Source organism: Chryseobacterium takakiae (assembly GCF_900129385.1).
GTDB lineage: Bacteria > Bacteroidota > Bacteroidia > Flavobacteriales > Weeksellaceae > Chryseobacterium > Chryseobacterium takakiae.
The window spans coordinates 22,554-37,879 of record NZ_FQVO01000018.1 but is presented as its reverse complement, the minus strand read 5'-3'; the positions used below and the strand labels follow the sequence as shown (position 1 = coordinate 37,879).

At 35.7% G+C, this 15,326-nt stretch carries 12 protein-coding genes; 7 read left to right on the top strand and 5 right to left on the bottom strand.

Translation table 11 applies throughout. From position 1 onward, the window contains the following. Window positions 1-5 precede the first annotated feature (5 nt). A complete protein-coding gene (locus tag BUA76_RS17500; RefSeq protein ID WP_072886078.1) occupies window positions 6-2,135 on the top strand; it encodes a S9 family peptidase in 2,130 nt (709 codons plus the stop codon). Window positions 2,136-2,480: 345 nt separating this feature from the next. Here the strand turns inward: BUA76_RS17500 and BUA76_RS17490 are convergent, their stop codons facing one another. Continuing rightward, the gene (locus BUA76_RS17490) at window positions 2,481-2,726 is read right to left on the bottom strand and encodes a DUF2281 domain-containing protein (protein WP_072886077.1); all 246 of its coding nucleotides are present in this window, start codon (window positions 2,724-2,726) and stop codon (window positions 2,481-2,483) included. 85 nt (window positions 2,727-2,811) lie between these two features. Between BUA76_RS17490 and BUA76_RS17485 the strand changes: the two genes are divergently transcribed. The 6 genes from BUA76_RS17485 (at window position 2,812) to recG (ending at window position 11,662) form a co-directional block, all read left to right on the top strand. Next, the gene (locus BUA76_RS17485) at window positions 2,812-4,467 is read left to right on the top strand and encodes a peptide MFS transporter (protein ID WP_072886076.1); all 1,656 of its coding nucleotides are present in this window, start codon (window positions 2,812-2,814) and stop codon (window positions 4,465-4,467) included. Window positions 4,468-4,600: 133 nt separating this feature from the next. Beyond that, window positions 4,601-6,355, top strand: a complete 1,755-nt coding sequence (locus BUA76_RS17480) for a peptide MFS transporter (protein ID WP_072886075.1) — start codon at window positions 4,601-4,603, stop codon at window positions 6,353-6,355. A 62-nt stretch (window positions 6,356-6,417) separates the two neighbouring features. Further along, complete coding sequence (locus tag BUA76_RS17475) at window positions 6,418-7,404, top strand: PDDEXK nuclease domain-containing protein (protein ID WP_072886074.1); 987 nt, start codon at window positions 6,418-6,420, stop codon at window positions 7,402-7,404. Between the two features lie 17 nt (window positions 7,405-7,421). Continuing rightward, window positions 7,422-8,933 (top strand): peptide MFS transporter, encoded by a 1,512-nt coding sequence (locus BUA76_RS17470; RefSeq protein WP_072886073.1) that lies wholly within the window; start codon window positions 7,422-7,424, stop codon window positions 8,931-8,933. A gap of 40 nt (window positions 8,934-8,973) precedes the next feature. Continuing rightward, window positions 8,974-9,507 (top strand): thioredoxin family protein, encoded by a 534-nt coding sequence (locus tag BUA76_RS17465; RefSeq protein ID WP_072886072.1) that lies wholly within the window; start codon window positions 8,974-8,976, stop codon window positions 9,505-9,507. A gap of 70 nt (window positions 9,508-9,577) precedes the next feature. After that, window positions 9,578-11,662 carry an ATP-dependent DNA helicase RecG gene (recG, locus tag BUA76_RS17460; RefSeq protein WP_072886071.1) on the top strand — a complete coding sequence of 695 codons (2,085 nt, stop codon included), beginning with the start codon at window positions 9,578-9,580 and terminating at the stop codon, window positions 11,660-11,662. 488 nt (window positions 11,663-12,150) lie between these two features. On the opposite strand, the gene BUA76_RS17455 is transcribed toward recG, so the two are convergent. The 4 genes from BUA76_RS17455 to dapA form a co-directional block, all read right to left on the bottom strand. Further along, window positions 12,151-12,594 (bottom strand): response regulator, encoded by a 444-nt coding sequence (locus tag BUA76_RS17455; RefSeq protein ID WP_072886070.1) that lies wholly within the window; start codon window positions 12,592-12,594, stop codon window positions 12,151-12,153. Next, the gene (locus tag BUA76_RS17450) at window positions 12,591-13,169 is read right to left on the bottom strand and encodes a helix-turn-helix domain-containing protein (RefSeq protein WP_072886069.1); all 579 of its coding nucleotides are present in this window, start codon (window positions 13,167-13,169) and stop codon (window positions 12,591-12,593) included. Before BUA76_RS17450 ends, BUA76_RS17455 begins: the two co-directional genes overlap by 4 nt. A 286-nt stretch (window positions 13,170-13,455) precedes the next feature. Next, window positions 13,456-13,962, bottom strand: a complete 507-nt coding sequence (locus tag BUA76_RS17445; RefSeq protein ID WP_072886068.1) for a GNAT family N-acetyltransferase — start codon at window positions 13,960-13,962, stop codon at window positions 13,456-13,458. 208 nt (window positions 13,963-14,170) lie between these two features. Next, window positions 14,171-15,043: a 4-hydroxy-tetrahydrodipicolinate synthase gene (dapA, locus tag BUA76_RS17440; protein WP_072886067.1), complete on the bottom strand. Its 873-nt coding sequence runs from the start codon at window positions 15,041-15,043 to the stop codon at window positions 14,171-14,173. Window positions 15,044-15,326 lie beyond the last annotated feature (283 nt).

Below are 15,326 nucleotides of genomic sequence, written 5' to 3'. Positions count from 1 at the left end.
AAAAAATGAAAAGATTCATATTAACACTTACCATCGCTGCTGCATTTCAAAGCCTGACAGCGCAGGAAATCACTTTAGACAAAATTTATTCAGGATATTACCGCGGAAAAGGCATTGCCGGAATCACGTCCATGAAAAATGGCGAAAACTACTTGGTGATCGAACAGGGAGGAATAGCAAAATATTCGTATAAAACTTCTCAGAAAGAAGGAAATATTGTTGACGGGCAGTTTGAAAGCTATGAATTTTCTGATGACGAATCTAAAATTCTTTTACTTAAAGAAAGTGAACCTATTTACAGACATTCTTTTCTTGGAAAATTTGAGGTTAAAGATTTAAAATCCGGAAAATTAACCGCTTTATATGATGGAAAATTTGTTCAGGAGCCGAGATTTTCACCGGACGCTACCAAAGTTGCGTTTATTGCTGATAACAATTTATTTTATCAGGATTTAAATTCGGGAAAAATTACGCAGATTACAACAGATGGCAAGAAAAATTCAATCATCAACGGACTTGCAGATTGGGTGTATGAAGAGGAATTCGGGCATGCCAGACAATATGAATGGACGAAAAATTCAGACGCGATTGTTTTTGTAAAATCAGATGAAAGCGAAGTTCCTGAAATTTATATTCCGATTTACGGTAAAACGCTTTACCCATCTGAAATGCGTTATAAATATCCGAAAGCGGGAGAAAAAAACTCTAAAGTTTCGGCGCAATTGTATCGCTTAGACAATGGAAAAACAACTTCTTTAAATTTAAGCTCGTTTAAAAATTATTTTATTCCTAACGTTATTCAGACGGCAAAACCAGATGAAATCGTTTTGATCACTTCTGAAAGAATTCAAAATGCTTCTGATGTTCTGAAAGTAAATACCAAAACCGGAACCATACAGAAATTATTCACTGAAACAGATGAAAAATGGATTGACACCGACAGTCCGACATTGGAATTTTTAGAAGATGATTCTTTCCTTTGGGGCTCCGAAAGAGACGGCAACCGCCATCTGTACTGGTATGACAAAGACGGAAAGCTCAAAAAACAGGTTACCAAAGGGAACTGGGAAGTAACCGATTATTATGGCTACAACCCCAAATCAAAAGAAATTTACGTTCAGACTACGGAGAAAGGAAGCATCAACAAAGTGGTTTCCAAAGTAAATATCGAAAACGGAAAATCTCAGCTGATCTCCAATACGGAAGGTAATAATTCTGCAAGCTTCAGTAAAAACTACAATTATTTCATCGAGACATCTTCTACCGCTTCAAGACCTTATACTTTTGTTCTAAAGGATGGAAACGGAAAAATAATAAAAGAGCTTCAGAATAACGATGCCCAGCTTCAGAAATTAAAAGCAGATCAATTTGTTGAAAAAGAATTTTTCACAATTCCCAACGAAGCCGGAGACCAGATGAATGCCTGGATTATCAAGCCTAAAAACTTTGATAAAAATAAAAAATATCCGTTGTTCATGTTCCAGTATTCCGGGCCGGGATCTCAGCAGGTTGCCAATTCATGGGATAACGGTAACGCACTTTGGTTTGAAATGCTGGCGCAGAAAGGTTATGTTGTTGCATGTGTAGACGGACGCGGAACGGGCTATAAAGGTGCTAAATTCAAGAAAGTGACCTACCTGAATTTAGGAAAATATGAGATTGAAGATCAGATTGCAGCGGCAAAATGGTTCGGCAATCAATCATATATTGACAAATCGAGGATCGGGATGTTTGGATGGAGCTTCGGTGGTTATATGACGAGCTTGGCGATGACCAAAGGTGCGGATGTTTTCAAAATGGGAATTGCGGTTGCGCCGGTTACCAACTGGAGATTTTATGATTCCGTTTACACAGAAAGGTTTCTCAGAACACCGCAGGAAAACCCTGATGGATATGATAAAAACTCCCCTACCGAATATGCGAATTTACTGAAAGGAAAGTTCTTATTAATCCACGGAACGGCAGATGATAACGTACATTTCCAAAATTCGATGGAATTTTCTGAAGCGTTGATTCAGAATAAAAAGCAATTTGATTTTATGGCTTATCCGGACAAAAACCACGGAATTTATGGTGGACAGACAAGACCTCAGCTGTACCAGAAAATGACTGATTTTATATTGGAGAATTTGTAATTCAGATAAAATTTAAACATAAAAAAATCCGAATCTTCGATGTAAGATTCGGATTTTATTTTCTTTCTTGCCATTTTTCAGGATCTCTATAAGTATGGAATACGGAATATATTTCAATTATGTTTCTTCTGCGTTATATAAATAATGAATTCCATAGGGAAATTTCTTTAGAAAAACGATTCTGATATTATTATATTTCAATTCAAACGATAAAGGATTTTCTTTAATGAGATTGATTTTCAGACGGAATTCCTTAGTAAAACTATTCCACAATTCTTTATTTATTTCTTTATACCACTTATTGATTTCTTAAGATCATCTTTAACAAAACGGTTATAAATTAATTTAATCGCCATCTTCTAAACTTCTTAAGTAATCATCCATTTCAGATTCGGAAACAAAACTTTGAGGATTATTTTGAGAATAATTAATCCTTTTTTTTACCTCCTCTTGTTGCCATTCTGGAACTTCATTTTGTTTTTCTTTAAAATGTTTATGCTTCAAAAAATCAATAAAATCATTTACTTCCTCATAAAAATTCTCCGGAAGTGTTCTGATATTGTTTTCTAAATCTTTTAATGTGATTTGCATTTTTCATCTTATTTTATCCAAAGTTAATAAAATCCCATTATTATTTTTAAAATTCTATATTTGTGAAATTTGAAATTTATCAACTATGAAGACTAAACATCCTAAGGGATTGCCTTTCCTCTTCTTTACGGAAATGTGGGAGCGTTTCGGGTATTATCTGATCCTCGGAATTTTTGTACTGTATGTGATTGAACCAACCGGCGCTAAAGGCGGTCTCGGACTTCCCGACAAAACTGCAGACGATATTTTCGGGACCTATATTGCGTTGACCTACTTAACTCCTTTCATCGGAGGATTTCTTGCGGACCGGGTTCTGGGATATATCAAATCGATTTATCTCGGAGGAATTTTAATGGCTGCCGGATACATCGGTATGGGTGTTTTTAAAGATCTTACTCTTTTTTATTCTTCATTAGCGTTAATCATCATCGGAAACGGATTCTTCAAGCCTACCATTTCAACATTGCTTGGAAATTTATATTCCGAAGAACCTTATAAGGCCAACAAAGATTCCGGTTATAATATTTTTTATATGGGAATCAACATCGGGGCATTTATCTGCAATATTATCGCAGCATTCATGCGGAATAAATTCGGATGGGGTGAAGCTTTTATCACGGCTGGAGTCGGGATGCTTATCGGATTGGTTATTTTTACCATCGGCAGGAAACATTATATTCATGCAGCTCAGATGAAACCTGTTCAGGAAGGGGATACCAAACTTTCTGAAATTTTGCTAAAAGTTTTTGTTCCTGCGATTATTGCCGGAGTAATCGGCTGGATCATCCCCGGAAATATTTTCGGAAGTGACAGTACAGACGCCTTTATCTTTGCCTGTGTACCGGTAATTTATTTTTATGCTTCTCTTTATTTTAAAGCAAAGCCGGAGGAAAAATCTTCCATTGGAGCGCTGCTTTCTGTTTTCATGATCAGTATGTTTTTCTGGGCGGTATTTAAGCAAAACGGAACGGCTTTAACAAGATGGGCCAATTATTACACTGACAGAAGCGTTCCTGCCGCTATGGAAAAGCCATTGGAAGGCATTTATATGGTTGAAGGGAAGAGTTATGAAGACAAGGAAGTTCCTGTGTATGATGATCAGTTTCAGTCGCAGAAAGACAAAGACGGAAAAGCTATTAAAGTACAGGGAAAAGATGTGTATTTTAAAAATATTTCTCCTGAAAAAAGAGCTGCGTTAGAAAAAAATCCTGAAGCCAAAACCTATTTATATAACACCGAATTATTCCAATCCATCAATCCGTTTTGGGTAATTGCCTTAACCCCCGTTGTCGTTGCATTCTGGGCATTTTTAAGAAAACGCGGAAAAGAGCCGTTAACTCCAACAAAAATTGTTTTGGGATTATTCATTTCAGCATTATCATGTCTGGTCATGGTTCTTGCGGTTTGGGCCGGCGACAATGGTGCCGTGAAGGTTTCACCGTGGTGGCTCGTGGCAGGATATGGAGTGATTACCGTTGGTGAGCTTTGCCTTTCGCCGATGGGATTATCTTTTGTTTCCAAACTATCCCCGGCAAGAATTACCGCATTAATGATGGGAGGTTTCTTCCTGGCAAATTCCGTAGGGAACAAGCTTTCCGGGATTTTAGCAAGTACTTGGTACAATTATGATAACAAAATGAATTATTTCCTCGTAAATTTTGCTTTGCTGATTTTTGCTACTCTTTTAGGATTATCTATGTTAAAAAGATTAAACAAAATCATGAAGGAAAAAGGACATTAATTGCATTCAACAATAATAAAAACAAAGCTGTAGAGTTACTCTGCAGCTTTTTTATTGAATTATAAAATTAAAACCTTGCCGAAAACCCAAAAAAAACTATATTTGTCAGTCTTAACAAAAATTAACAATAAAAATGGATAATACTGAAGCATTAAGTCCGAAACAGGATGAATTTGTAGAGAATAAAGGATCCAGACATCCGAAAGGTTTGTGGGTTCTATTCGGAACAGAAATGTGGGAGCGTTTCAACTTTTATGGAATGAGAGCATTGTTAACGCTCTTCATGGTAAATTCCTTATTAATAAAAGAAGCTGATGCAGCAATCATCTATGGTGGATTTTTAGCTTTATGTTACCTTACTCCGCTTTTGGGAGGTTTCATTGCAGATAAATATATCGGAAACAGAAATGCGATCCTTATCGGTGGATCATTAATGGCCATCGGACAGTTTTTACTGTTCATCAGTGCCTCTACTTTCTCAGGAAGCATTGACAGCGCAAAAATGTTTATGTGGCTTGCCCTTTTCATCATTATTTTCGGAAACGGATTCTTTAAACCGAACATTTCCTCAATGGTGGGAAGTCTTTACCCGAAACAGGAGAAATCCAAACTAGATTCCGCTTTTACGATTTTCTATATGGGAATTAATATCGGGGCGTTTTTAGGTCAGTTTATCTGTCCTTATTTAGGAGATGTAAAAGACGCGACTACAGGAGTAAGAGATATTTTTGCATTCAAATGGGGATTCCTGGCCGCTTCCATCGCAATGGTGATTGGTACGGTAACCTTTTTTATTCTTAAAAACAAATATGTAGTAACTCCGGAAGGAAGACCAATCGGAGGATTACCAAAACATAACACCAGTGCAGATTTTGAAGAAGGTGAAACGCAGACTGCTAAATTCTCAGGTCTTGCTCTAGGAATAACAGGAGCAATATTTATTATTTTATTCTTTCTATTCAGATATGTATTAGTAGGAGAAGTTGGCTTCAAAGCGGTAGAAATGGGACAATTAATCAAAGGAATTATTTATCCTTTCATTTACGCGGCAGGTATTTCCTTAGCATTTTTAATCATGACTTCTGCTGAAAATAAAGTAGAAAGACAGAGAATCTGGGTTATTTATATCGTATCTTTCTTTATTATTTTCTTCTGGGCTGCTTTTGAGCAGGCAGGTTCTTCATTAACGTTTATCGCAGATAACCAGACAGACAGAAATATCTTCGGATGGAATATGCCGCCTTCAATGGTACAGATTTTCAACGGAATTTTCGTGGTAATGCTTGCAGTTCCTTTCAGCTTAATCTGGGATAAACTAAGAGCGAATGGCAAGGAACCGGTTTCTCCAATGAAGCAGGCCATGGGTCTTGCCTTAATTGCATTAAGCTATTTTATCATCGCTTATAATGTTAAAGATCTTGGAAACTCAGGATTGTTAGCGATAAAATGGCTCATGCTTTTATACTTCATCCAGACGTGTGGTGAGCTTTGTCTTTCTCCAATCGGATTATCTTTAGTAGGTAAACTGGCTCCAAAAAGATTTGCTTCGTTGCTGTATGGTGTTTTCTTTATTTCCAATGCTGCGGGTTATGCTTTGGCGGGCTCGTTAGGAGCACTAATTCCTGCTACAGGAGACAAGTTTTCCAAAGCACAGGAAATTGGGGTAAATCTTCAGGATGTTTTGGATAAAAAAGTAACCTTAACAGCTGAGCAGGCTGCAGCGTTTGAAAAAGCTCAGTTGCCTTTACAGAATCCTACTTTTGCAGGATTTGAAATCCACAACTTATTTGAATTCTTCATGGTATTCGTAGTTCTTTGCGGTATTGCAGCAGTAATCTTAGCTTTAATTTCACCAATCTTAAAGAAAATGATGCATGGAGTAAACTAATCTGCATCAAATAAAATAAATGAAACCTCTGCTAAGTCGGAGGTTTTTTTTATTTTCGTGTGATGGAAATTTCTGAAGATTCTTTATTTCAGTCGGTAAAAGAGATTATTATACAGTCGCGCGAAAAGGTATTTCGTATGGCTAATTCTACGTTATTACTTACTTATTGGCAGATCGTCGAAGATGAGCAGAAAGGAAAAGAACGTGCCGAGTATGGGAAATATACGCTGAAAAATCTTTCCAAAAAACTAACGTTAGAATTTGGAAAAGGTTTTGACGAAAGCAATCTTAGAAATATGAGAACTTTCTACCATTCATTTCCAATATGTGACGCATTGCGTCACGAATTGAGCTGGACACACTACAGATTATTAATAAGACTTAATAATTTTGATAAAATCAATTATTATATTAATGAATCCATTCAAAATAACTGGAATTACAGAGATTTAAAACGACAAATCAACTCCTTAGCCTACGAAAGAGTTTTAAAGCATACAAAAACTACAGACGAAACCATTCACAGTGTTTTAAAAGATCCCTACATATTTGAGTTTCTGGGACTCAAAACCGATGAGAAAATTTCTGAGAAAGATATTGAAACAGCTATTATTGATCATATTCAAAAGTTTTTATTGGAATTCGGAAAAGGCTTTGCCTTCGTAGCAAGACAACAACACATTTCCACCGAAACTTCAGATTTTTATATTGATCTTGTTTTCTATAATTACATTTTAAAATGTTTCGTCATCATTGATTTAAAAACCGGTGAACTTTCCCATCAGGATATCGGACAAATCGATATGTATGTAAGAATGTACGACGACTTGAAACGTGGCGAAGGAGACAACCCAACCATCGGAATTTTACTGTGTTCTGAAAAAGATCAAACGATTGTAAAATATTCTGTTCTTAACGACAAAAATAATCTTTTTGCCAGCAAATATCTTTTATACCTTCCAAAAGAAGAAGAATTAAAACAAATTATTGATCAGGACAGAATCCGTTTTGAACTGGATCAGAATGATCATAACGAAACCCTTATTTAAAACTTAATCATATCATTATGAGTTTAACTTTAGACGAAATACAAAATTTCAAAGGAAAATATCCCAGACAAATCTGGAGCCTCTTCTTCTCCGAAATGTGGGAACGTTTCTGCTTCTACGGAATGCGCGGAATGCTTGTTTTCTTTATGATTTCCCAACTTAATCTCCATGAAAAAGAAGCTAATCTTCAGTATGCCGCAACGCAGGCATTTGTATATGCTTTTACCTTTATCGGAGGTTTATTTGCCGATAAAATTTTAGGTTTCAGGAAATCACTCTTCTGGGGCGGGATTTTAATGATTGTAGGAAGCATCATTCTGGCTGCTGATCCTCACAAATTTTTCTTTTTAGGCATTGCCTTTACCGTTGTAGGAACAGGGTTTTTCAAACCGAATATTTCATCAATGGTGGGACAGCTTTACAAACCCAATGATTCAAGAGCTGATGCAGGATTTTCACTTTTTTATGCAGGAATTAATCTCGGAGCTTTGCTTGGAGGTTATATTTGTATTACCATCGGAAAAGGGGAAATTCTGGCGAAAGTAATCCCGGAAGGAATGAGATGGAATGTTGCATTCGGTTTGGCAGCCATCGTAATGGTAGTCAGTTTAATTAATTTCATTTTTACTCAAAAAAGATTAGGAACAATCGGTCTGCAGCCGGGACATCCGTTGAATGAAGTCAAATCTGCACCCATTCCGAAATGGCAGGAATACGGCGTTTATGTTTTATCGTTGATTTTTGTACCAATTATCATGATCATGGTCGCAAAAACCGAGTATACGGATTATTTCATGTGGACCGTAGGACCGCTGACTTTGATTTACCTGTTTTACGAAATGACCAAAGTAACCCCTGCCGAACGAAACAAACTCTTGGCGGCACTAGTCTTCATTTTATTTTCCATTTTATTCTGGGGAATTTATGAGCAAAGCGGAGGTTCACTAAGTATTTTTGCTGCTAAAAATTTAAATAATGATTTATTGGGGCTTGATCCAAATGGTGTTAATAATTCCGGGGGTGCCTTTTTTATTATTTTCCTGGCTCCATTGATAGGATTATTATGGATCTGGTTAAACAAAAGAAAAATTGAGCCGAATACCATTATCAAATTCGGGCTAGGATTTATTTTCTTAGGATTGGGATATTATATTTTATTTGCAACACGGTTTTTCGCCAATCTTCAGGGAATCACTTCATTGAATTTCTTTACCATAGCATTGCTGGTTATTACCTTGGGTGAGTTATGCCTCTCTCCTATCGGATTATCCATTATGACGAAACTTTCAACCAAAAATCTTCAGGGGATGATGATGGGAATGTGGTTTCTGGCTTCAGCATACGGACAATATGTGGCAGGAATTATCGGTGCCGGACTCGCAACGGCAAAAGAAGGCTCTACCAATTATGATGCTTTGATCACTTATACCGATGGATATAAACAATTGGGATTATATGCTGTAATTGCCGGAGTTGTATTAATTTTGATTTCACCTTTTGTTAAGAAATTAATGCAGGAGGTACGATAAGGCATACGTTTTATGCTTATTTTTACATAAATATCAAATCATGAAGAGAATTATAAGCATAATTTGTTTTTTCGTTTTAACATTAAATTTTGCACAGGTAAAATGGATGACTATTGAAGAAGCACTGAAAGCTCAGAAAGAAAATCCGAAAAAAATCCTGATTGACTTTTATGCAGACTGGTGTGGCCCGTGTAAAATCATGGATAAAAAAACGTATGGAAATCCCATTATTGTGGACATTATAAATGAAAATTATTACGCCGTAAAATTTAACGCCGAAGAAAAAAGCACCATCCAAATTTTTGGAAGAAAGTTTTCAAACCCAAATACGGAACATAAAAAAGGAAAAAATTCACTGCACGAGTTTACACAATACATGAATGTGGGCGCTGTCCCGAGTACGGTATTTCTGGATGAGAAAGGAGGCCCTATTACTATTCTTCAGGGAGAATTATCTGCAAAAGAACTGGAGCCTTATCTTGAATTTATTTCCAGGGATTTATTTAAAAAGATCCGTTCCAGACAACAATGGGAAGATTATCAGACAAAATTTAAATCCAAAATAAAAGAATAATAAATAAAAGACTTTCAGCTTTGAAAGTCTTTTTTAATTTCTAATTTTTCCCGAAATTCGTGACCTCTTAATGACATTAGAAACTTCCATAGAATATGTAAAAGGAGTCGGTCCGGAAAAAGCGAAACTCATCAGGAATGTGCTGGGGATTTCCACCGTGGAAGATTTCCTGAATTTTTTTCCGCTCCGGTATCTGGATAAAAGCAAAATCCATAAAGTTGCGCAGCTTCATGAGGTATCAACAGAGGTTCAGCTGAAAGGGAAAATTACAAGTGTTCAGGAAATACAAACCGGAAAAACCAAAAGGCTTTCTGCAAAATTCAATGACGATACGGGAGCCATGGATCTGGTATGGTTTCAGTATTCAAAATGGATGAAAGAACAGCTTCCCATCAATAAGGAAATCTATATTTTCGGGAAAATCAATGTATTCAACAGCCAGTTTTCGATGCCACATCCGGAAATAGAAATTGATGAAAAAAAAGAAGCTGACAATCGTCTGAAACCCATTTATCCAAGCTCTGAAAAATTAACTAAAAGAGGACTGAACCAAAAATTTTTCCAAAATGTATTAAGGACTATCTGTATGGAAATTCCAAATCTTATCCAGGAAAATTTTCCGGATTATCTGATGAAAGCTTTTAAATTCCTGTCCAGACAGCATACATACCTCAACATCCATTTCCCCAAAGATGCTGAACATTTTAAGAAAGCTGATTACCGCCTGAGATTTGAAGAATCTTTCTTTTTTCAGCTGGGTTATGGATTGAAAAAAATTCATCATAAAAGTCATACTGCAGGAAATCCTTTCCCGATTGTGGGTGATTATTTTAATAATTTTTACCAGCATCATCTTCCTTTTGACTTAACAGGTGCCCAAAAAAGAGTATTGAAAGAGATCCGGCAGGATATGAAGCGCCCGATCCAGATGAACAGGCTCCTGCAGGGAGATGTAGGTTCAGGAAAAACAATGGTTGCTTTATTAACGATGCTTATTGCGAAGGACAATGGTTTCCAGAGCTGCATCATGGCTCCCACCGAAATCCTTGCCCAGCAGCATTACAACGGTATTAAAGAGCTTTTGGAAAATACGGAAGTGAATGTGAAACTTTTAACCGGATCTATCAAAAAATCAGATCGTAAAATCATCCATGAAGAACTCGAAAACGGCGAACTTTCCATTCTGGTAGGAACCCATGCTGTATTGGAAGATAAAGTAAAGTTTAAAAATCTTGGACTTGCTATTATTGATGAACAGCACAGATTCGGGGTTGCACAGAGGGCAAAATTATGGGCTAAAAATAAAATCCCGCCTCATATTCTTGTAATGACCGCAACTCCTATTCCGAGAACGCTGGCCATGAGTTTTTATTCTGATCTTGATGTTTCTGTAATTGATGAAATGCCTGTAGGAAGAAAACCGATTATCACTGCTCACAGACGTGAAAAAGACCGGGCGTATGTCTACAATTTCTGTCGTGAAGAGATCCAGAAAGGACGGCAGGTGTATTTTGTATATCCTCTGATTGAAGAATCCGAGACTTTGGATTACAAAAACCTGATGACCGGACTGGAAAATGTAATGGATAATTTCCCGAAATATAATGTAACCATGCTTCACGGGCAAATGCGGCCGGAAGAAAAAGATGCTGCAATGGGCTATTTTGCTTCCGGAAAAGCGGAAATTATGGTGGCAACTACGGTAATTGAAGTGGGCGTAAATGTACCAAACGCCTCGGTAATGGTGATTGAAAGTGCGGAGCGCTTCGGTCTTTCCCAGCTTCATCAGTTGCGTGGACGGGTCGGACGTGGTGCAGAACAGAGCTATTGTATCCTGATGACTTCAGATAAATTATCCAGCGACAGCAGAACGCGTATTAAAACCATGGTAGAAACCAACGACGGATTTAAGATTTCCGAAGTCGATATGCAGCTTCGGGGTCCGGGTGACATCCTTGGTACACAACAAAGCGGCGTGGTAGATTTTAAAAGGCTTGACCTGATTAATGATTCGGCCATCATTAAAATTACTAAAAGTACGGTTGAAAAAATCCTTACAAAGGATCCTTTATTGATAAATCCTGATCATCAGATCCTGAAAAATTATTATTTACGGCAGTATAAGGGCAAAAACAAGTGGAGTAAAATATCATAAAAAAACCGCGAAAAGAAATAAATCCTTACGCGGCTCCCCTTATAAAACTGTTATTTGAAGAAATTACTTCATCATCATAATATTTTGTGATGTGGTGTGAATATGTGTGGTGTGATGTGATGTTCTATTGATAATAAAGTAAAAACAAAATGAATTATCTTCCCAACCTGCTTATTTATAAAAACTAACTAGGCTTGATAAAAAATAGTTAAACAACTATTCTTTACCTTTCGAGTTTTCATGATTGTACCGTTTTGTTTTAAAGATCTTCTGCGCTTTATAGTTGGAAATTACTATAATTCATTTTGTTTAACTACATTGTGATTATATAATTTAGTTCATTATTAAAATGATTTTTCTCCATAAGACTGTTATTTCTTCCATACAATAAAGCAGAATTTCCGCTCTGATATTATCACCTTTGTGTGAATCTTGAGATACAAATATAGAACTTTAATTTTAATTCCAAAATAATTCTTAAGTTTTTTTCACACTTTCATGATAAAATTATTTTTATTCAATCCTGAAGTATGATATTGCCATGTTATGGAGATAATATCGGTTATACTTTTTTTCATATCTCTATAATTATCAGGTGTTTTCATTATAACATTGGCACCGGTTACAAAAGCCTCTTCTTCTTGTTCATAAGATAAATCTTCATTAAATACTATGATGGTCATAGGATCAAATTTCTGATCAGATTTAATTTCACTGAGGCACTCCATAGAATTTTTCAAGGGTAAATAATAATTCAAAAAAACTACTTCAGGTACTACAATGTTTTCATTTAGATAAGTCATCAGGTCTTTCCCGTTGCAGAATGTTTTTACTTTAACCTGAACTTTAAATTCCTGCAATATATTTTTAAAAAGAATAAGATTTCCTTCGTTGTCATCTGCCAGTATAACATTAAGATACTCTTTTTTCATATTGCTTTGGAATAATAGCTGTCGTGACGCTGAGTTTTCCTTCTCATCGCAATAATTTTCTGAAAATGCGATGGAGTAATTCCCGTGAGATTTTTAAACTGAGTACTCAAATGAGCAACACTGGAATAATTCAATAGTTGGGCGATTTCCGTAAGGTTATATCTTTTGCCGATGATGAGTTCTTTAGCATATTCAATTTTCTGAATAATAATAAAGTTCTCTATTGAAATATTGGTTGTATCAGAAAATACGTTTGACAGATATCCATAGCTATGATTCAGTTTTTCCGCAATATAAATGGAAGCTTTCACCGGAACGGCCTCATTGGAGCCTACAAACTCTGCTATGGCATCTTTTATTTTTTGAACCAGTGCAGTCTTCTGGCTTTCGATAATTTCAATACCATAATCTTCCAGATTTTCTCTGAAAACTTTGCTCTGTTCCTGTGTAAGGGTCCCGTATAATTCTACTTCTCCAAAATTGAGAAGCCTGTATTTCAATCCCTGATCTTTCAGTTTTTCTTCCAGTACCTTCATGCAGAGTGTATTGAAATCAAATTTTACATACATTTTCATCCTTATTATATGTATTTAATCGTTAGTGGTAAATATAATAATTTTATATCAATTATAGGTGATATAATCAAAATACTGTTAAGAGTTCCATATAAAAAAATTCCTGTATTGACAAACACAGGAATTTAAACACTAAGGATGAAAAAAAATATACTGATCAAGCAATTATGCTTGAGACCAGGCAAATGAATATTTATTAATAAGTAACTTGGTTCTTTTACAAAGATGGAACAAAAAAATACATCACATTTTATAGAATTACATTCAATTTTTATATAATTTTAAGTCAATTATAGGTGACATAAAGTTCCATTTCATAATCATCCATTAAAAATCCGTCACCGATATTTACAACCACTTCATTAGATACCTTAAATCCCTGAGATTCATAGAATTTCTTTGCCGCATTATTTTTGTTAACATTCAGGATTATTTTCCTGTCGGCTGCAGAGACTACTTTTTCCTTCAAAAAATCAATGGCAGTTCTGCCGATTCCTTTACCCTTACTTTCAGGAACAAGATAGATCCTGTGAAGCTTTGTGGTATATTCCTGAAAACCATGTTCAAATCCGATAAATCCTTCAAATGAATTATTAATTTCATCGAATATCAGATAATAATGATAATCAGCATTTTGCATTTGCTGTGTGATTCCATTTCGGGAATACATTGTTCCGAGCATATAGTCTATCTGTTCCGGGGAAAGTATTTCTGCATAAGCAGTTTTCCAGGATCTTTCAGCAAGGTTCTGAATCAGCGGAATATCTTTCTCGTTAGCTTCTATAAATTTCATTTTAATTGTTATAAATATTAATGTAAAAGATATTGAAATAAAAATGATTACTTTTCTAAATTCATCAAAAAAGGGTGAAAAGCTATAACCTTTCACCCATATTTATTATTAGTATTTTTGAAGAAACAGCATATCAAAAAGTATTATCCACTTCTCACTACTCACATCTTACCTCTCACATCTCACTTCTCACTTCTCACAAACTTTCTTAAATATTTGCCATTTCAGCTTTAATTTTCGCGTAAAGTCCTTCCGAAGCCGCTACAAGAGGAAGTCTGAGATGATTTTTAATAATTCCTTTTTCGGCAAGAACAACTTTAATCCCGCAAGGATTTCCTTCAGCAAAGATGAGCCTGGTAATTTCTACAAGCTTATTGTGGATTTCATAAGCTTCATCCACTTTCCTGTCAAATGCCAGCTGCACCATTGTAGAAAATTCTTTAGGATAAGCCTGCCCGATTACAGAAATCACTCCGTTACCTCCCGCCAGGGTAACAGGCAGCGTAAATTCATCATCTCCGGAAACAAGATTAAAACCTTCAGGCTTTTTTCTTAAAATATCAAAATACTGGAGAATATTCGGTGCTGCTTCTTTTATCATCAATAGATTCGGAAATTCCTTTGCCAGACGCAACGTGGTTTCCGCTTCAATATTTTGTCCGGTTCTTGACGGAACATTATAAATAATAATATTTTTCCCGGTGGAAGCCAGCATTTTATAATGCTGATAAAGTCCTTCCTGATTTGGTTTATTATAGTAAGGAGATACAGAAAGTACGGCTTCAAATGCTGAAAGATCCGTTTCTTCAATCTGTTTCTTAACTTCGAGAGTATTGTTTCCACCAATTCCAAGTACCAATGGAACACGTTTATTAGTAACCTTAATGATATGCTCAACTACCTGTTTCTTCTCTTCTGCAGAAAGCGTTGCAGCCTCTGCTGTAGTTCCCAAAACAACTAAATAATTGGTCCCGTTTTCGATATTATAATCCACCAGTTTGGTAAGGCTATCAAAATCTACGGATAAATCTTCATTAAAGGGTGTCACCAATGCAACACCTACTCCTTTTAAAATGCTCATCTGTTAGAATAATTTTTTTCAAATTTAATGATTTACAAGAAGAATTCTTATTTATTTGCTATTTTTTTATCTTAAATAATGCTTCTGAATCTTCAATACTGAAATAAAAATATACTACAGTAAAATAAAAATCTACAACAGTTAAGCAACAACATTGATTACTGGATAAAAAATACTGAACAGCAGTTTCAAATCACAGTAAAATGTAAAAAATTTTCTATACAACAAGCTGTATCATGTAAATACTAAGGCAAAATACAACACAGTATTAATAATCTAAAGA